Raw genomic sequence first — 17,378 nt, 5'->3', positions numbered from 1 at the left:
TCGCCCTCTGGCTGCTGGTCTTCCTGCTGCACGCCTACGAGTTCCTGCTGGCGTTCTAGCCGGCCGCTCCCGGGACCACCAGGCCCGACTCGTACGCGAACACCACCAGCTGCGCCCTGTCGCGCACGCCCAGCTTCCCCATCGACCTGCTCACGTGGGTCTTGGCGGTGGCCGCGCTGATCACCAGGTGTGCGGCGATCTCCTCGTTGGACATGCCGCGGGCGACCAGGGCGACGATCTCGCGTTCGCGGCCGGTCAGGCGTTCCAGGCCGGGGACGGCGGCGGGGCGGGGCGGGGTGCTGACGTACTCCTCGATCAGGCGGCGGGTCACCGACGGCGACAGCAGCGCGTCGCCGCGCGCGGCCACCCTGACCGACTGCAGCAGGTCGGCCGGCTCGATGTCCTTCAGCAGGAAACCGCTGGCGCCGGCCCTGAGCGCGGCGAAGACGTACTCGTCGAGCGCGTAGTTGGTGAGGATCACCACGCGCACGCCGTCGAGCTCGGGGGAGGCGCCGATCTTCCTGGTGGCCTGGATGCCGTCGAGCCGCGGCATGCGGACGTCGAGCAGCGCGACGTCCGGCCGCAGCCGCCCGGCCAGCTCGACCGCCTCGGCGCCGTCGCCGGCCTCGCCGACCACCTCGATGTCGTCGGTGAGCTCCAGCAGCGCCCGAAAGCCGGCCCGGATCAGCGGCTGGTCGTCGGCCAGCAGCACCCGGACCACGGCGGCGTCGCTCACGCGGCCGCCCGCACGGGAAGCTCGGCGCGGACGGTGAACCCGCCGTGCGGGCCGGGCCCCGCGGTGAACGAGCCGCCGAGCGCGACCGCGCGTTCGCGCATCCCGATCAACCCCATTCCCGGCGGCGCCGTGCCCGGCTCGCCGTCATTGTCCACTTTCAAGATGATTTTCCGGGGATCGTATTCGACGGCGACCGTGACCGCACCCGCGCCCGCGTGCCGCAGCACGTTGGTGAGCGCCTCCTGCGCGATCCGGTACGCGGCCCGGCCGACCTCGGGCGGCAGCGCGTACGGCTCCCCGGAGACCGTGTGGGCCACCCGCAGCCCGGCGCCCTCGGCCCGCGACACCAGCCGCGGCAGCCCGGCCAGCCCCGCCTCGGCCCCATCGGCCTCGTCGGCCTCACGCGTGCGCAGCACGCCTAGGGTGGCGCGCAGCTCGCGCATCGCCTCGTGACCCGACTCCTTGATCGCCTCCAGCGCCGGCCTGACCCGCTCCGGCCTGCGGTCGAGCAGCTCCAGGGCCAGCGCCACCTGCACGTTGACCACGGAGATGCTGTGGGTGAGCGAGTCGTGCAGCTCCTGCGCGATCCACAGCCGCTCCTCGCCGGCCCGGCGCAGCGCGGCCTCCTCGCGGGTGCGCTCGGCCTCCTCCGCGCGCTGCTCGACCGCCCGCAGGTACGCGCGCCGGCTCCTGGTCACCTCGCCGACCACGACCATGGCCACGAGCCAGCCGGACAGCAGGGTCATCCAGTTGCCCGCCGCCGGGTCCTCGGACGCCAGCGCCATCAGCGCGTACACCGGCAGGGACATCGCCACCGACAGCCCGATCGCCGCCCGGCGGCGGCCCAGCATGGCGAGGGTGTAGACCGAGGCGAGCGCCGGCGCGGCGGCGAACACGCCCGGGTAGTGGGCCGCGTAGTAGACGACGGCGGCGGCCACGGCGACGGCGCCGGCGGCCAGCGGGGCGGTGCGCCGACAGGCCAGCGACAGCGCCGCGACCGTGATCAGCAGCGTGCCCGCCGGGTCGAGCGGGCGCTCCAGCGGACCCGTCCACGAGAGGTTCGCGTGCGTGCCCCCGATGATCGCGCAGAGCGCGCCCACCGCGACGAGCGCGTCCGTCTTCCGGCTGTTCATGGTCACACGGTAAAGGAGCGGGGTGACGCGCGGCGTCCTCCCCTGGTCGTACGTTGCCGCCCTGGAAGGCGTCGTGTACGCCCGGGGGAGTACGCCGAGATGCCGTCCGCCGTCCGATGCGGCGCAGGGCCGCTGACGTGCAGCATTGCCGGCATGACCTCCTCAACCCCCCTCCCCGGCGGCGTGACGGTCTCCGCGTCGGCGCCGAGCTGGATCGTGTGGGCGCTGCGCGTCACGGCCACCGCCCATCTGATCGGGGTGCTCGCGCAGGCCGCGCTGGCCGGGCTGTTCGTCACCGGCGACGTCGACCTGCTGACCTGGCACCAGAACAACGGCGGCGTCACCTACGCCCTGCTCTACCTGCAGCTCGTCTCCGCCGTGCTGCTGTGGCGGCCCGCCCGGCTCTCCAGCCGGCCGGCGCTGATCAGTCTCGCGATGGTGCTCGTGGAGACGGCGCAGGTGGCGCTGGGCAACGCGCGCCTGATCGCGGCGCACATCCCGCTCGGCATGCTGATCTTCGGGATGTCGGCGGTCTTCACCATGTGGGCCTGGCGCGGTCCGCGTACCAGGAGTGCGGCATGAGCGCGCGGCGGGCGGGCCTGTCGCGGCGCGGCTTCCTCGGGATGCTCGGCGGCACGGCGCTGGCCGCCACCGGGTGCGGCGAGGTCGCGGGCGAGCTGCTCACCGGCAGCGCGCCCATGCCCGCGCCGTTCACCGTGCCGCTGCCGATCCCGCAGGTCGCCCGTCCGGTCTCCCCGGGTCTGTACGAGGTGACGCAGCGGGTGGCCCGGGTGGAGATCCTGCCCGGCCTGCGCACCGAGGTCTGGGGGTACGACGGCACGTTCCCCGGTCCCACGTTCGAGCTGCGGCGCGGCGAGCCGGCCACGGTCCGGGTGCGCAACGAGCTGCCCGTGCCGACCTCGACCCACCTGCACGGCGGAGTCACCCCGCCCGGCTCCGACGGCTACCCGACCGACCTCGTGATCCCCGCCGGCGGCCACTCCGGGCATTCCGCTCACATGACACACCCCGGTGAGGTCCATCACGAGGGCACGAAGGACTACCGCTACCCGGTCGGCCAGCGGGCCGCCACGCTGTGGTACCACGACCACCGGATGGACTACACCGCGCCTTCGGTGTGGCAGGGGCTGGCCGGGTTCGCGCTGGTGCGCGACGAGGAGGAGGACGCGCTGCCGCTCCCCGCGGGCGAGCGCGAGCTGCCGCTGCTGATCTGCGACCGCTCGTTCGCCGAGGACGGCTCCTTGCGCTACCCGCGCACCCACGAGGGCCACGACAGCGACTACATGGAGGGCGTCGAGGGCGACGTGATCCTGGTCAACGGCGCCCCCTGGCCGGTGCACGAGGTGACGGCCACCCGCTACCGGCTGCGGCTGTTGAACGCCTCCAACGCCCGCAGGCTCCGGCTGCGCCTGGCTCCCGGCGGCCGGTTCACCCAGATCGGCAGCGATTCCGGGCTGCTGGCCGCGCCCGTGCGGCACGACACGCTCCCCATGGCCCCTGGCGAGCGGTACGACGTGGTCGTCGACTTCTCCGCCTACCCGGTCGGCAGCACGGTCACGCTGGTCAACACCCTGGCCGACGGGCCCGCGGGCCAGATCATGCGGTTCGTGGTCGCCCGCCGGGCCAAGGACGACAGCGCCGTGCCCACGACCCTGTCGCGCCCGCCGGAGCGGCCGGTGCCCGTGACGACCCGGTCGTTCGACTTCCGCCGCACGGGCCAGAGCTGGACGATCAACGGCCGCGTCTACCGCCCCGGCGACCTGCTGGCCCGGCCGCGCCTCGGCACCGCCGAGGTCTGGCGGCTGACCAGCGACTTCCACCACCCCGTGCACCTGCACCTGGCCCACTTCCTGGTGCTGGCGCGCAACGGCCGCCCGCCCGCCGCCACCGACGCGGGCTGGAAGGACACCGTCGACGTGCGCCCGTACGAGGTGGTCGACGTGCTCGCCCGCTTCGAGGGCTACCGCGGCCGCTACATGCTGCACTGCCACAACCTCGAACACGAGGACATGGCGATGATGGCCGACTTCGAGGTCGTCTAGGTCATCGGAGGACATCCAGCTTTTCGCCGTCGATTGAGGCGTTCCCAAGCGAAATGGGGGAGACTTTCATCGGATGACGCACCCCCTGTCCGAACGGAGCAGCATGCACATCGTCAGGTTCACCAGCCCTCTGACCGGTGCCGACGCGGTCGGCGTCGACGACGGCGAGCACGTGACCGAGCTGTCCGGCATCACCACCGTCGGCGAGCTGCTCCGGCTGCCCGCCGCCGAGCTGCGCGAGCGCTGCGCGGCCGCCGACGGCCCGGCGCACCCGTCGGCGGCCGTCGCGCGGCTGGCCCCGGTGGACGCGCGGATGGAGGTGTGGGCGGCCGGCGTGACCTACCGCCGCTCGCGCGAGGCCCGCGTGCTGGAGAGCGAGCGGGCCGCCGACGTGTACGAGCTCGTCTACGACGCCGAGCGGCCCGAGCTGTTCTTCAAGTCGGTGGCCTGGAAGGTGAGCGGCGACGGCGGGCGCATCTCGGTGCGCGCCGACTCCGAGATCGACGTGCCGGAGCCGGAGCTCGGCCTGGTGCTCAACGCGTCCGGCGAGATCGTCGGCTACACGGTGGTCAACGACGTCAGCTCGCGCACCATCGAAGGCGTCAACCCGCTCTACCTGCCGCAGGCCAAGATCTACCTCGGTGGCTGCGCGGTCGGTCCGGCGATCAGGCCGGCGTGGGAGGTCGCCGACCCGTACGCGCTGGACATCACGCTGACCATCACCAGGGCGGGGGAGACCGTCTGGGACGGCAAGGCCAGCACCTCCCAGCTCCACCGCCGCCTCGACGAGCTCGCCGGCTACCTGTACCGCGCCGACCTCTTCCCCGACGGCGCGGTCCTGGCCACGGGCACCTGCCTGGTCCCCGACCTGCCCTTCACCCTGGAGGACGGCGACACGGTCACGATCGGTATCTCAGAGATCGGCACCCTGGCGACCCCGGTCGTCCGCGGCCTACCCACCTGACGCTGCCCGCCGGATCCGGGTCCGCGGGGACTTCCCGCGGGGTCGGGCCTCAGCCTGGCGGCTACGTGGGGTCGGGGAGCTGTGCCGCGGTTTCGCGGAGCCGCTGGGCGCGGCGGCGCAGGTTCTCGGCGGTGATGAGGCACGCGTCCACCAGGTCGGCCATCTCGCGCCGCACCTGCTGGGTCCGCGCGAGGTGGCGGCCGGCGGACGGGCCCGTCCAGAAGGGGTCGTACTCCTCCTGGCGCGACGGGATGCCCTCGAACGCGTCGGACAATCCCTTGGCGTAGCGGGTCAAGGCGGTGGCGAGTGATTCCTTGTCGGCCGCCTCGCGCAGCAGCTGTTGTTTCTCGCGCACGGTCAGTGGCTCCGGAGGCGGAGCGCGCCGAGGAAGCGGGCCGCCGTTTCGGCGTCCAGCCGGTCCCACGGGGGTGCGGGCTGGGCGCCGTCCCGGGCCTGGGCCAGCCGGCCGAGGTACGGCGTCACGTCCTCGGCCAGCACCAGGCGGACGGCCGCGCCGGGGGCGTCGTCGTGGGCGCCGACGGCGCGCACCACGTTCAGCCAGGCCCGCTCCCGCAGGCCGTCGGCGCCCGCGTACGGACGCAGCGCCCCGTGCAGCGCGGTGGCGAGCGCCTCGTCGTCGCCGGCGGCGGCCAGCAACAGGTCCGTCTCGCGCGGGTGCTCGGCGAGCAGTTGCTGGAACGCCTCGGGGAAGGCGCCGTAGGCCAGGACCAGCGGGCGCGGGTCGGGCGGCTCACGGTCGAGCAACGCGACCGCGACCCGGTTGAGGAACAGGCTCGACGGCCGCCCGAGCGTGACCAGCGCCGCCGGCACGCTCACCGGCGCGCCCCCCACCAGCCCGTCCCACTCCTGCCCAAGCCGCCCCGTCCGCTCGGCATCCGCGAAAAGCGCCGCCAGCCGCCCTCCAGGCCCGTCCGTACCGGTGTTGCCCAGCCCGGGCGGGCGCGGGTCGGCGGGCGCGGTCGTGTCGGTGCTGTCGAGATCGGTGGGCACGGGGAAGATCTCGCGGTCACTCCTGGCGTCGGCGCCGAGGAGGCGGATCAGGGTGGTGGGGCCGAGGGTGGTCAGGAGAGCGGACGCGTAGGCGGGGTCGCCTGGGGTGAGGGCGGCTACGGCGGACTCCAGGCTGTGGCGGGCCGCCGTCGAGGGGTGGCGGTCGTGGTCGGTGAGCGCGTGCAGGATCGCCCTGGCGTCCTGCTCGGCGGTCTCGACCGCCTCGCGTTCGCTCGGGAACGGGAACGTTCCCGAGAGCATGCCGCGCTCGCGCACCGGCACGAGGCGTTCCAGCGTGTCGATGCGCCACCTGAGCTCCTGCCCGGACGCGTCGAGGAACGCCCGCGCGCGGTGCAGGGCCGCGGAGCCGGGGTCGCCGGCCCAGTCCTTGCCCGCCTCGGCGATCGCCGCGTCGAGCAGCGGACGGAGCCGGTCGAGAGCCTCTTTTCCCGCCTCCATCCGGCGGATCACCTCATGCGCCCCGCGGGGGTCGATCCCTACGAACTCCCCCATGAACCCTCCCAGAGGGTGTGGTCACCGGCCGGTGAGTCAAGCACACCGGCCGCGCCGGGCGACACACGTTTCACAGAACGGGAATCGCCCGGCCTCGGCCCCGATACGTCCGCACGTAGTCGAACGCGGCCACGGCACCGGCCCGGTTCATGGAGATCAGGCCGATCGTGAGCCGGCCCTTCGCGGGCAACGTCCGGAACCCGGCGCTCGCGGCGTCGTGGTGGTACGACAGCCGCTGGAGGCGGGGGCCGGGCGCCCACCGCCGACCCTCGCCGAGCGCCGTGCCGTCGAACTCGTCAGTCCTGCCGGCAGGGCAGGAGTCTCCTCATGCGGGGGCGTCCTCCTTCTCGAAGGAGCTCAGGGTGGGGTCGTGGTCGAGGGCGCCGATGTCGAACATCGGGGTCATCCAGTGGTAGAAGTTGTCGCCGCGTTCGCGCAGCAGGTCGTACAGCCGGCGCATCAGGCGGCGGCGCACCGGCGCCAGCTCCGGATGGGTGTAGCGGTTGCTCAGCTCGTGCGGGTCGGCGTGCAGGTCGTACAGCTCGTTGACCGACTCCGGGTTGACGACGAGCTTGTAGCGGTCGTCGCGGATCATGCGCTGCGGGTACGGGAAGTGGTGGCCGTGGAACTCCGCGAGCAGTTCGGCCGGCCACTCCGGGCGCTCACCGCGGACGAGCGGCACCAGGCTGCGGCTGTCGACGGCCGGCGCGGTGTCGCAGCCGGCCAGTTCCAGGATCGTCGCCGTGCAGTCGGTGAGCGTCACGAACTCGTCCCTGACCTGCGGCCGCTCGCCGGGAATCCGTACGATGCCGGGAATGCGGTAGATGTCCTCGTACATCGCGGGGCCCTTGTCGTGCAGACGGTGGGCGCCGGTGAACTCGCCGTGGTCGGCGGTGAAGAACACCGACGTCTGATCCGTCAGCCCCAGCTCGTCGAGCTTGTCGAGGATGCGGCCGATCTGCCGGTCGATCAGCGTGACGTAGCCCCAGTAGACCGCGATCAGCTTTCGGGTGACCTCGATGGGGATCGTGTCGAACGTCCAGTGCGCGCTGTAGTTGCGCTGCACCGGCGGCTTGCCCTCGAACGTCTCCGCGATCGAGGCGGGCAGCTCGACCAGCGCGGGGTCGTACATGTCGAAGTACTCGTCCGGCAGCAGGTACGGCAGGTGCGGCCCGAAGAAGTGGGCGGCCAGGTAGAACGGCCGGCCGTCGGCGGCGTACCGCTCCAGATGCTCGATGGCCCGGGTCGCCAGATAGGCCTCGAACGTCGCCTCCTCCGGCTGGTGCAGCCGCGCCGCCAGCAGGTTGCCGCGGTTGCCGTTCGGCGTGGTGCCGCGGATCAGGTCGGAGATCTTGTACGGCGGCAGCCCCCGCTCCTCCAGGTAGGCCAGGTAGTCGGGATGGTCGACAGGGTTGTGCCAGCCGGGCAGGTCGGGGCCGTCGAAGCCGTACGAGGCGGCGTTGCGATGGGTGCCGCCGTGCCACTTGCCGATCAGCCCGAGCTGGTAACCCCGGTCCTTCAGCGCCTGCGGGAAGGTGAACGCGTCGTCCCGCAGGTCCTCCAGGTAACCGACGTTGCGCTCGTAGTTCGCCAGCAGCCGGTGCCGGAACGGCGCCTGCCCGGTGAGCAGGCTGGCGCGCGCCGGCGTGCAGATGGCCGTCGGGGTGTAGAACCGGTCGAAGCGCGTGCCGGTCGCGGCCAGCCGGTCGAGGTTGGGTGTGGCCACGTGCGGGTTGCCGTAACAGCCCAGGGTGTCGACGCGGTGCTGGTCGGTCATCAGGAACAGCAGGTTCACTTCGAGTAGGCCTTCGTGTAGAGATCGCCGGTGTAGTACGTCGCGGGCTCCGGCTTCGACTTGAGCTGGCCGGTGCCGACGAAGAAGTCGGCCAGGCTGTCCAGCCACGTGCCGACCGTGCCGTCCTCGGTCTTGGCGACCAAGTCGGCGGTGGTCATCGTCCGCACGTTCGCCGCATCGGCCTTGACCTTGGCCGGGTCGAGCTTGAGCAGCGCCGCGGCCTCGGTGATCGACTCCTCGGGGTGCGCGGCCCGCCAGTCGTTGGCCTCCTGCAGCACCTTGATCACCTTGTCGGTCAGCTCGGCGTCCGGGTTCGGTCCGCTGACGAACGCCGTCGGGAACGAGTTGTCGGGGAACTCCTTGGTGCCGGCGATCTCGACCGTGCCCGGCACCTTCTGCTTGATCGTGTCGATCAGCGGATACCAGATGCCGGCCCCGTCGATCTGCCCGGCGGCGAACGCCGACACCACGGTCGCGGGGTCCATCGGCACCTTCTCGATGTCGCTCGGGGCCATCCCGGCCTTCTTCAGCGCCAGGTTGAGCACCATGTCGCCGGACGTGCCCTCCGGTACCCCGACCTTCTTGCCCTTCAGGTCCTGCATCGTGGCGACGCCGGGCCGGCCGATGACGCGGTCGGCGTACGCGAGCGTGTTGACGGCGACGACCTTGGCCTTGCCGGAGGCGGGCAGCCACATCGCGCCCGGGCCGATGTAGCCGAAGTCGAGGTCGCCGGCGCCGAGGGCCTGGATCTGGAGCGGGCCGTTGGTGAACACCTTGATCTCGGGGGTGAGACCCTGCTTGTCCCACAGGCCCTGCTTGGCGGCGATCGCGAGCAGGCTCGCGCCGTTGTAGTCGCTGATGTAGCCGAACCTGACCGTGGAGCCGTCGTCGGAGCACGCGGTCACGGAGAGTGTCAGGAGGCTCACCGCCGAGGCGGCCGTCAGGGCGCGGCGAAGAGAACGCATGGCGGATCAGTCCTTTCCGGGGGATGGGGGTACGGTCAGGCCGCGGGTACGGCCGGCGGCTGGTGGTAGACGGCGTGCCAGACCTCGTTGCGGATGCGCCCGAACTCGGGCGACAGCCGCATCTCCTCGGTCCTCGGGTACGGCAGGTCCACGTCGATGACCTGCTGGACGCGGCCCGGCCTGGCGGCCATCACGACGACCCGCCGCGCCAGGTAGACGGCCTCGTCCACGTCGTGCGTGATGAACATGACCGTGCGCTGCTCCTTGCTCCAGGTGTCGAGGAGCTGGTCCTGCAGTTGCACGCGGGTGAGCGCGTCGAGCGCGCCGAACGGCTCGTCCATGAGCAGGACCTGCGGATTCACCGCGTACGCGCGGGCGATCGCGCAGCGCTGCTTCATGCCGCCGGACAGCGTCTTGGGCAGCGCGTCGGCGAAGTCGGACAGCCCGACCAGCTCGATCGCGTGCTCGGCGCGCCGCCTGCGCTCCCCGGCCGGCAGGTCCATGAGCTTCAGGCCGAACTCGACGTTCTTGCGCACGGTCAGCCACGGGAACAGCGCGTACTGCTGGAAGATCACGCCGCGCTCCGGACCGGGGCCGGTCACCGGGCGGCCGTCGACCAGCACCTCGCCCGCCCCGGGCTCGACGAGCCCGGCGGCCATGCTCATCAGCGTGCTCTTGCCGCAGCCCGACGGGCCGACGACCGTGACGAACTCGCGGTCGGCGATGTCCAGCGACACGTGGTCGAGCGCCGTGAAGACGCCGTCCTTCATCGGGTACGTCTTGACGACGTCCCGGAAAGAGATCTTGGTGTTCAACGGCGCTCCTGCCAGTCGGTGAGGCGTCGCTCGGCGAACAGCAGCAGTCGGTCCATCAGCAGGCCGAGCACGCCGATGGCGATCAGGCCCACGAAGATCGTGGACAGGTCGTAGTAGAGCTGGGCCTGCTGCATCCGGAAGCCGAGACCCTCCTGGGCGGCGATCAGCTCGGCGGCGACGAGCGTGCCCCAGGCCGCGCCGAGCCCGACCCGCATCCCGACCAGGATGAACGGCGTCGAGGCGGGCACCACGACCTTCGCGAAGATCGTCCGGTCCGACGCGCCGAGCACGCGGGCGGCGTTGATCAGCGTCCTGTCCACGTCCACCACGCCCTGGAACGTCGACACGACGCTGGACAGGAACGCCGCCAGGAAGATCACGAAGACCTTCGGCACCTCGCCGATGCCCATGAGCACGATGGCCAGCGGGATGATCGCCAGCGGCGGGATCGTCCTGAAGAACTGCACGTACGGCTCCAGCAGGCCGCGCGCCGTGGCGTACCAGCCCATCAGGAAGCCGATCGGCACGGCCAGCAGCGTGCCGAGCAGGAAGCCGAGCAGGACGCGGCGCAGGCTGGCCAGCGCGTCCAGCGGCAGCGTGCCGTCGGCGACCAGCTCGCCGGCCCTGACCGCCACCTCCAGCGGGGTGGGCAGGCCCTGCACGCCGACCGTGGCCAGCAGCGTCCACACGACCAGGCCGGCGACGACCGCGATCAGGTTGAGCGCGAGGGCGCGCCTCGGGCGGCCGGCGCCGCGCCGGGCGGCCCGCGCCTCGGACGGCTTGCCCACCGCGGTGAGCTGGGTCATGGGTGCCTCGATGGGGTCATGGTGGGGTCCTTTGCGAGATCGGGACCGGCTGGATAGCGGGACAGCAGGGGAGACTCGTGCAGCACCAGGGCGATGCCGCCGAGGGCGCCCGCGACCTCGCCGAGCCTGGCCCGGCGCAGGCTCAGCAGGTGCCGGGAGACCGGCATGACGTGCTCGTGCAGCGCCCGTTCGATCGGCCGCATCAGCGCGTCGCCGGTCTCGGTCAGCTCGCCGCCGATCACGATGACGCCGGGACCGATGGTGTTGCAGACGGCCGCGAGGACAGCGCCGATCCTCGTGCCGACGTCCTCCAGGAGGGTCAGGGCGGAAGCGTCGCCGGCCCTGGCCGCCTCGGCCAGTTGCGGGACGCCGCCGGCCCGGCCGCCGGCGGCGCGGTAGGCGTCGAGCACCGCCCTGATCGAGGCGACGGTCTCCAGACAGCCCGTGCCGCCGCACTCGCAGCGCGCGCCGCCGGGCTCGACGGTGATGTGGCCGAACTCGCCGGACAGGCCCTGCGTGCCGCGGTGCAGCGACCCGCCGATCACCAGCCCGCCGCCGACGCCGTGCGACAGACGCAGGTAGAGCACGTCCTGCTCGCCGGCGGCGGCGCCCCAGATGGCCTCGCCCAGGGCGGCCAGGCGGGTGTTGTTGTCCAGCAGCACCGGCACGCCGAACCGCTCGCGCAGCAGGAGCTGCACGGGGTGCGGCGCGGGCCCGTCCGCGGCGGGGGCGTCGTCGCCCGCCTCTGACGCGTCGGGCCCGGTGACGGGGCCGACGACGCCGACGCCGATCGCGTCGAGCGCGCCCAGGCGCAGGGCTCCCGAGCCGGTGCCGGTGAGCGAGCCGACGAGCCGCTCGGCCAGCTCGACCCGCTGCTCCCACGGCAGGTCGGCGTCGTGCGGCTCGCTGACCGCGCCGACGACCTCGTGGGCCACGTTGACGGCGGCGACGTGCAGGCCGCGACGGGCGAAGTCGATGCCGATGGCCTGGCCCGCGTCGGGGTTGAGGGTCAGCGTCTCGGCGGGCCTGCCACGGCCGCGGGGCGCGTCCTGCTGACCGGCTGCCACGACCGTGCCGCTCGCGACGAGAGAGGCGAGGATGTCGTAGAGCGTCGTGCGGGACAGGCCGCAGCGCTTGCCCAGCTCGCCCCTGCTGAGTGGCCCGTGTTTGCGCAACAGGCCCAGCACGAGCTGCTCGTGCCCGCGCCGGAGCTGGGCCAGGGGACCACGAGGTGGTGACATGACGCCGAGTCTGCCGACGTCGCGGGTTTTTCGTCAATAACCCGGAAAAAATGATTCCGTTCCCCAAACAACGGCCGTGAGCTGCGGAAACGGGGATCTGGGGGGCAGCGCGAAGCTCGTAACAGTCGCGTAACGAGCTTCGCGCGCCGTGTGGCGGGAGCGGTCAGCCGCGCGGGGGCACCGCCATCTCGCCGAGCTCGGACCAGTCGTCCTGGGCGATGGTGGTGTTCACGATGCGCGGCGTCTCGGCCAGGTGAGGCGGCAGCGTCTGCTGGGCCTGCTTGAAGTGGGCCGACTGCACGTGCGCCGCGCCCGCCGCGTCGTCGCGGAACGCCTCCACCAGGACGTACTCGTTCGGGTCGTCGAGGCTGCGCGACCAGTCGAACCACAGGCAGCCGGGTTCGGCGCGGGTGGCCTCGGTGAACTCGCGGCTGATCTCCGGCCACCGGTCGGCGTGCTCGGGCAGGATGCGGAACTTGGCGGTGATGAAGATCATCGAATCGGGTCCCCTCGTTCGTCGTGGTGGTACGTGATCAGGGTAATTTTCTACATCTCATGTAGGGAATGTTGACTTTATGGTCGCGCGCTCGTAATTTCGTGGTCGTGGAGGGAGCCACGTGATCGAGATCAGCATCCGCGACGTGACCATGACCTTCCCGGCCGGCGAGCCGGGCGGGCCGCGCACCGCGCTCTGCGGCGTCGACCTCGACGTGCGCGCGGGGGAGTTGCTCACGCTCGTGGGGCCCAGCGGCTGCGGCAAGTCCACGCTGCTCGACCTCGTCGCCGGGCTCGCCCGGCCGACGCGGGGCGAGGTCCTCGTGGGCGGCGTGCCGGTCGTCGCGCCCCACCCCGCTGTGGTCGTCCAGCAGTACGACCTGCTCCCGTGGCGTACCGCCCAGGGGAACGTGGAGTTCGGGCTGGAGGGCACGGGCGTGCCGAGGCCGGAGCGGACGCGGCGGGCGAGCGAGCACCTCGCGCTCGCCGGGCTGTCCGGTCATGCGGGCCGCTATCCGCACGAGCTGTCCGCCGGGCTGCGCCGGCGCGTGGCGCTCGCCCGCAGCCTCGCCTCCGGGCCCGGCGTCCTGCTGATGGACGAGCCGTTCGCGGGGCTCGACGCCCCGGCCCGCGCGTCGTTGCGGGACGATCTCGTCCGGGTCCGGGAGCGCACCGGCACGACCATCGTGATCGTCACGCACGGCATCGACGAAGCGCTCCGCCTCGGCCGCCGGGTCGCGGTGATGACCCGCGCGCCCGGACGGATCAAGGAGATCGTGGAGGTGCGCCTCGACGCCCGCGACCGGCGGGCGGGCCGGGCCTTCGGCGCGTACCGGCGGCATGTCCGGACCCTGTTGCGCGGCGAGGTGGCGCGGGAGCGTGAGGCGGCGACCATCCATGGCTGAGACGGAGTACGAGGGCGACCTGCACTGGTACGACCTGCCCGACGACGAGTGCGAGCCCGAAGACGCGGCGCCCGGCATGCCGGGCCTGGTCCGCCGGCTGCTCGCCTGGAGGACGGCGCCGTCGCACGGGTGAGCGCCGCCGTTTTCCCGGCGCGCCCGACCTGCACCTTTCAGCCGCTTATACGCTGATATTTCCGCCTTTACAAGATCTTGTCACCTGGGATCAGCCGGTGTTTCCTCATGCGCAGATGCGTGTAAGCGCGTCCCTGACACGCAGGAGGCAAACGTGTCGACCAAGCCCTGGTTACGCGGCACACTCGTCGTCGTCGCGCTCACCGCGTCGACTCTCCCCCTCGCCGGAGCGGCGCAAGGCGAACGCCGCGAGCCCCCCTCGGTGGTCCACGACTTCCAGGCGGAGAACCACGGTAAGCCGGACGTGGACAACCGCCAGGGCCGGGTGCCGCCGCCGGCCGGCGCCAACGCCCGCCGGGCCGGCCCCGCCGCCGACATCCGGTGGAACAACCTCGGCACCCCGGCCACCGTCACCAGCGCGGAACCGCTGGCCGAGGGCCTCGGCTCCGATCCCGTACAGGCGGCGAAGGCCTATCTCCAGGACAACGAGAGCGTCTTCGGGCTGTCGGCCGAGGCCGTCGACGCGCTGGAGACGGTCGCGGCGAACCCGATCGGCGACGGCCACGCGGTACTGCTGCGGCAGCGCTTCGGCGACCTGCCGGCCGGCGTGGACGGCCTGGTCTCGGTCGGTGTAACGGGCGGCCAGGTCATGCACGTCACCTCCTCGCTCTCGCGGGAGACCGGCGCGCCCCCGGCCGCCGCGATCACCGCCGAGCAGGCCATGGAGATCGCGGCCAGGGACGGCGGCATCGACCTGGCCACGGCGGTGACCAGGCAGGCCACGCCGGTGGCGGTGCCCGCGCCGGACGGGGTGCACAGCGCGTACCAGGTGGTCCTGATCGGCGGCGCGCAGGGCACCGAGGCCGGGTACACCACGCACGTGGACGCGGTCAGCGGCGCCATCCTGACCCGCGAGAACCTCGTCGACCACCACGCCGAGCCGGACAACCCCCAGTGGGAGGTCTTCCCGGCGAACCCGCGCGGCGACTACTCCTCCAGGGACACCCGCGAGACGTGGTGCTTCACGCCCGCCCGCGGCTGCGACTACGTGGTCGGCGGTGACCCCGCGACCGGCAAGCCGTGGGACGTCGACCACACGACCAACGAGCCGACCGACACGAGCATCGGCAACGCGGCGAAGACGGTCGAGAACCGGGCCAGCGGCGACCCGTTCACCGTCGGCACCCGCTCCAACGTGCTCACGCCGAGCCGTGACTACGACTACCCGTGGAAGAACACCTGGTACGAGGCCAAGTGCGACCCGGCCGTGTTCGACCAGCCCGGCGAGGCCGACCTCGAGGCCGCCATGGCCAACCTGAACGCCATGCACAACCGCATGCACGACTGGTCCTACCGGCTCGGCTTCACCGAGACCGCGTGGAACATGCAGGCGGACAACGGCGACCGCGGCGGGCTCGGCAACGACCCCGAGCAGGGCAACGCCCAGGCCGGGGCACGGGTGTTGTCGGTGCGTGACAACGCCAACCAGATCACCGGCCCCGACGGCGTCGCGCCGATCACGAACATGTACCTGTGGCAGCCCATCGCCGGCTCGTTCTACGCGCCCTGCGTGGACGGCGACTACGACATGTCGGTCATCGGCCACGAGTACACGCACGCCATCTCCGGCCGCATGGTCGCCGGCCCGAACGCCGGCTGGAGCGGCGCGCAGGCCGGCGCGATGAACGAGAGCACCTCCGACCTGTTCTCCATGGAGCAGCTCTTCGAGTACGGCACCCGCCCCGCGGGCGACACCCCGTACGTGACCGGCGGGTACGTCACCGGCGACAAGACGCGCGGCATCCGCAACTACGACATGTCGAAGTCCCCGCTGAACTACAGCGACCTCGGCTACGACATCGTCGGCACGCAGCCGCACGCGGACGGCGAGATCTGGTCGGCCACGCAGTTCGACGTGCGGGCGGCCTTCGTCAAGCGCTACGGTCAGGGCAGCGCCAGGCAGCAGCTGGCCTGCGCCGAGGGCGAGACGCCGGTCGAGAAGTGCCCGGGCAACCGGCGCTGGGCGCAGCTGTCGTTCGACGCCCTGCTGCTCATGGCCGCGGGCGCGGTCGACTACGTGGACCACCGCGACGCCCTGCTCGCCGCCGACCGGATGCGCTTCGGCGGCAAGAACCAGGACATCATGTGGCGCGCCTTCGCCGAGCACGGCCTGGGCGAGGGTGCGGCCAGCAACGGCCCGAACGACGCCGACGCCACGCCCAGCTTCGTCAACCCGGCAGGCAAGAACGGCTCGTTGCAGCTCAAGCCGCTGGGCGAGGCGAAGGACGCGGCGCTGCGGCTGTACGTCGGCGACTACGAGGGCCGCGTGGTCCCGGTCGCGGACACCGACCCGGCGACCGAGCTCGGCGACACCGCCGAGATGACCCCTGGTGTGTATGACTTCGTCGTGGCGGGCGCCGGCTTCGGCCACAAGCGGCTGAAGTACGCGGTCCTCCCCGGCGTCAAGCTGCCGCTCCCGCTGCCGCTGACCCGTAACCACGCCTCGGCGGCGAACGGCGCCACGGCCGCGGGCGACGGCGTCAACCACGACAAGCTGATCGACGAGACCGAGGCCACGAACTGGGCCTCGCTCACCGGCGCGCCGGCGGGCAGGTCGGTCGTGGTGGACCTGGCGGGCGACGAGCCGGTCAAGGTCCGCCGGGTGCAGGTCAGCGCGATGCTCCGCCCGCCCGTCGCGGACGCCGCCGACCCGGGCACGCAGAACCGCTTCTCCAGCCTGCGCTCGTTCGAGGTGCTGGCCTGCAGCGCGGACTGCGCCGACCCGGCGAACTTCCGGAAGGTCTACACGAGCAAGGCGAACGCCTTCGACGCGGCGCTGCCGCGTCCCAGGGGCGCGGACATGTTGATCAAGTCGTTCGACATCCGCTCGGTCGACGCCACCCACCTCATGCTCCGCGCGCTCACCACGCAGTGCACCGGCAACCCGCTGTACGCCGGGGAGCAGGACAACGACCCCAACTCCGCGACGGACTGCGCCACGGCCAGCCCGCAGCGCGACCACCTCCGAGCGGCCGAGTTCCAGGCGTTCTCGCACTGACGCCCTGACCGGCCACGGGCCCGCGCTCCGACTCGCCTGCCGGAGCGCGGGCTCCCTCCCGTCGGCGGCAGGCACGCCGTGCGATCAAGTACCTCGTGCGATCAAGTACGCCGTGCGATCAAGTACGCCTGCGGGAACCCCCGCCGGCGATCCTCGCCGGGCGCGACGGAGAGCCGGGCCACCTCGCCGAGCCCGTGCTCCGTCAGCAGCCCGGCCACCCGATCGGGCGCGTGCCGGTAGGCGAGCGTCACCGCGTGGTCGTACGCCTCCGCCGGCCCGGCCCCGTCCCAGACCGGAAACCCGAGCAGCAGATGACCACCGGGCGCCAGCACCCGCCCGAACTCGGCGACCACGGCGGGCAGCCCCTCCGGCGGCGTGTGCAGGATCACGAAGTTGGCGACGACTCCCGCCACGGACGCGTCCGCCACGCCCAGCGCCTCCATCACTCCCACCTCGAAGCGCAGCTCCGGATGGGAGCCCCGGGCGAGCGCCACCATCTCCGGCGACAGGTCGACACCGAAGACGTCCAGGCCGAGCGCGTGCAGATGCGCGGTGACGTGACCCGGACCGCACCCCACGTCCATCACCACGCCGCCGCCTTCCGCCAGCACCAGCTCGGCGAAGAGCGGGACCATCGCGTGGTTGAGCGGCTCGGAGTGGTAGAGCTCGGGGATGCTCGCGGCGTAGCGGACGGCGTTGGCGTCGTACGCCGCGCGGGTGGCGGTGCGGAAGTCCGGTTCGGTCAT

Annotated in this window: 17 protein-coding genes; 6 read left to right on the top strand and 11 right to left on the bottom strand. The window is 72.4% G+C overall.

Features of this window, described 5'->3' with window-relative positions; translation table 11 throughout:
- Positions 1-55: 55 nt before the first annotated feature.
- Entirely contained in the window at positions 56-721 is a 666-nt protein-coding gene (locus tag ACIBP6_RS21100; RefSeq protein ID WP_132621869.1) for a response regulator, read from the bottom strand.
- Between the two features lie 11 nt (positions 722-732).
- Positions 733-1,869 carry a sensor histidine kinase gene (locus ACIBP6_RS21095; RefSeq protein ID WP_397054499.1) on the bottom strand — a complete coding sequence of 379 codons (1,137 nt, stop codon included), beginning with the start codon at positions 1,867-1,869 and terminating at the stop codon, positions 733-735.
- 153 nt (positions 1,870-2,022) lie between these two features.
- Here ACIBP6_RS21095 and ACIBP6_RS21090 point away from each other — a divergent pair, with 153 nt between their 5' ends.
- From ACIBP6_RS21090 to ACIBP6_RS21080, 3 genes are all read left to right on the top strand, one after another.
- Positions 2,023-2,451 carry a hypothetical protein gene (locus tag ACIBP6_RS21090; RefSeq protein ID WP_397054497.1) on the top strand — a complete coding sequence of 143 codons (429 nt, stop codon included), beginning with the start codon at positions 2,023-2,025 and terminating at the stop codon, positions 2,449-2,451.
- Positions 2,448-3,932: a multicopper oxidase family protein gene (locus tag ACIBP6_RS21085; protein ID WP_397054495.1), complete on the top strand. Its 1,485-nt coding sequence runs from the start codon at positions 2,448-2,450 to the stop codon at positions 3,930-3,932. The genes ACIBP6_RS21090 and ACIBP6_RS21085 overlap by 4 nt, the downstream gene beginning before the upstream one ends.
- 103 nt (positions 3,933-4,035) lie before the next feature.
- Complete coding sequence (locus ACIBP6_RS21080) at positions 4,036-4,896, top strand: fumarylacetoacetate hydrolase family protein (RefSeq protein ID WP_397054493.1); 861 nt, start codon at positions 4,036-4,038, stop codon at positions 4,894-4,896.
- Positions 4,897-4,957: 61 nt separating this feature from the next.
- Here ACIBP6_RS21080 and ACIBP6_RS21075 read toward each other — a convergent pair whose 3' ends face one another.
- From ACIBP6_RS21075 to ACIBP6_RS21040, 8 genes are all read right to left on the bottom strand, one after another.
- Positions 4,958-5,251 (bottom strand): hypothetical protein, encoded by a 294-nt coding sequence (locus ACIBP6_RS21075; RefSeq protein ID WP_397054491.1) that lies wholly within the window; start codon positions 5,249-5,251, stop codon positions 4,958-4,960.
- A 2-nt stretch (positions 5,252-5,253) separates the two neighbouring features.
- Positions 5,254-6,420 (bottom strand): hypothetical protein, encoded by a 1,167-nt coding sequence (locus ACIBP6_RS21070; protein ID WP_397054489.1) that lies wholly within the window; start codon positions 6,418-6,420, stop codon positions 5,254-5,256.
- Positions 6,421-6,745: 325 nt separating this feature from the next.
- Positions 6,746-8,215, bottom strand: a complete 1,470-nt coding sequence (locus ACIBP6_RS21065) for a sulfatase-like hydrolase/transferase (RefSeq protein WP_397054487.1) — start codon at positions 8,213-8,215, stop codon at positions 6,746-6,748.
- Complete coding sequence (locus tag ACIBP6_RS21060; RefSeq protein ID WP_397054485.1) at positions 8,212-9,180, bottom strand: aliphatic sulfonate ABC transporter substrate-binding protein; 969 nt, start codon at positions 9,178-9,180, stop codon at positions 8,212-8,214. The genes ACIBP6_RS21065 and ACIBP6_RS21060 overlap by 4 nt, the downstream gene beginning before the upstream one ends.
- Before the next feature lie 35 nt (positions 9,181-9,215).
- Entirely contained in the window at positions 9,216-9,995 is a 780-nt protein-coding gene (locus ACIBP6_RS21055) for an ABC transporter ATP-binding protein (protein ID WP_397054483.1), read from the bottom strand.
- Complete coding sequence (locus ACIBP6_RS21050; protein ID WP_397054481.1) at positions 9,992-10,801, bottom strand: ABC transporter permease; 810 nt, start codon at positions 10,799-10,801, stop codon at positions 9,992-9,994. Before ACIBP6_RS21050 ends, ACIBP6_RS21055 begins: the two co-directional genes overlap by 4 nt.
- Positions 10,798-12,042, bottom strand: a complete 1,245-nt coding sequence (locus ACIBP6_RS21045) for an ROK family transcriptional regulator (RefSeq protein ID WP_397054479.1) — start codon at positions 12,040-12,042, stop codon at positions 10,798-10,800. Before ACIBP6_RS21045 ends, ACIBP6_RS21050 begins: the two co-directional genes overlap by 4 nt.
- 163 nt (positions 12,043-12,205) lie before the next feature.
- Positions 12,206-12,538: a putative quinol monooxygenase gene (locus tag ACIBP6_RS21040; RefSeq protein WP_132619047.1), complete on the bottom strand. Its 333-nt coding sequence runs from the start codon at positions 12,536-12,538 to the stop codon at positions 12,206-12,208.
- A gap of 121 nt (positions 12,539-12,659) precedes the next feature.
- Between ACIBP6_RS21040 and ACIBP6_RS21035 the strand changes: the two genes are divergently transcribed.
- From ACIBP6_RS21035 to ACIBP6_RS21025, 3 genes are all read left to right on the top strand, one after another.
- Positions 12,660-13,442, top strand: coding sequence for an ABC transporter ATP-binding protein (locus tag ACIBP6_RS21035; RefSeq protein ID WP_397054477.1), 783 nt, complete (start codon positions 12,660-12,662; stop codon positions 13,440-13,442).
- Positions 13,435-13,575 carry a hypothetical protein gene (locus ACIBP6_RS21030; protein ID WP_397054475.1) on the top strand — a complete coding sequence of 47 codons (141 nt, stop codon included), beginning with the start codon at positions 13,435-13,437 and terminating at the stop codon, positions 13,573-13,575. Before ACIBP6_RS21035 ends, ACIBP6_RS21030 begins: the two co-directional genes overlap by 8 nt.
- A gap of 153 nt (positions 13,576-13,728) precedes the next feature.
- Positions 13,729-16,632 carry a M36 family metallopeptidase gene (locus ACIBP6_RS21025; protein ID WP_397054473.1) on the top strand — a complete coding sequence of 968 codons (2,904 nt, stop codon included), beginning with the start codon at positions 13,729-13,731 and terminating at the stop codon, positions 16,630-16,632.
- A 101-nt stretch (positions 16,633-16,733) separates the two neighbouring features.
- Here ACIBP6_RS21025 and ACIBP6_RS21020 read toward each other — a convergent pair whose 3' ends face one another.
- Complete coding sequence (locus ACIBP6_RS21020; protein ID WP_397054471.1) at positions 16,734-17,378, bottom strand: class I SAM-dependent methyltransferase; 645 nt, start codon at positions 17,376-17,378, stop codon at positions 16,734-16,736.

The sequence above is a fragment of the Nonomuraea terrae genome, from assembly GCF_044465245.1.
Lineage (GTDB): Bacteria > Actinomycetota > Actinomycetes > Streptosporangiales > Streptosporangiaceae > Nonomuraea > Nonomuraea terrae.
Note: the sequence above shows the minus strand (reverse complement) of the source record. Positions and strands in the feature narration are given on the sequence as shown.

Excerpts from the sequence above, each read along its gene's own strand:
- ACIBP6_RS21070 (WP_397054489.1), bottom strand. The coding sequence starts at position 6,420 with ATGGGGGAGTTCGTAGGGATCGACCCCCGCGGGGCGCATGAGGTGATC.
- ACIBP6_RS21090 (WP_397054497.1), top strand. The coding sequence starts at position 2,023 with ATGACCTCCTCAACCCCCCTCCCCGGCGGCGTGACGGTCTCCGCGTCG.
- ACIBP6_RS21085 (WP_397054495.1), top strand. The coding sequence starts at position 2,448 with ATGAGCGCGCGGCGGGCGGGCCTGTCGCGGCGCGGCTTCCTCGGGATG.
- ACIBP6_RS21020 (WP_397054471.1), bottom strand. The coding sequence starts at position 17,378 with ATGACCGAACCGGACTTCCGCACCGCCACCCGCGCGGCGTACGACGCC.
- ACIBP6_RS21080 (WP_397054493.1), top strand. The coding sequence starts at position 4,036 with ATGCACATCGTCAGGTTCACCAGCCCTCTGACCGGTGCCGACGCGGTC.
- ACIBP6_RS21040 (WP_132619047.1), bottom strand. The coding sequence starts at position 12,538 with ATGATCTTCATCACCGCCAAGTTCCGCATCCTGCCCGAGCACGCCGAC.
- ACIBP6_RS21095 (WP_397054499.1), bottom strand. The coding sequence starts at position 1,869 with ATGAACAGCCGGAAGACGGACGCGCTCGTCGCGGTGGGCGCGCTCTGC.
- ACIBP6_RS21060 (WP_397054485.1), bottom strand. The coding sequence starts at position 9,180 with ATGCGTTCTCTTCGCCGCGCCCTGACGGCCGCCTCGGCGGTGAGCCTC.
- ACIBP6_RS21045 (WP_397054479.1), bottom strand. The coding sequence starts at position 12,042 with ATGTCACCACCTCGTGGTCCCCTGGCCCAGCTCCGGCGCGGGCACGAG.
- ACIBP6_RS21050 (WP_397054481.1), bottom strand. The coding sequence starts at position 10,801 with ATGACCCAGCTCACCGCGGTGGGCAAGCCGTCCGAGGCGCGGGCCGCC.
- ACIBP6_RS21030 (WP_397054475.1), top strand. The coding sequence starts at position 13,435 with ATGGCTGAGACGGAGTACGAGGGCGACCTGCACTGGTACGACCTGCCC.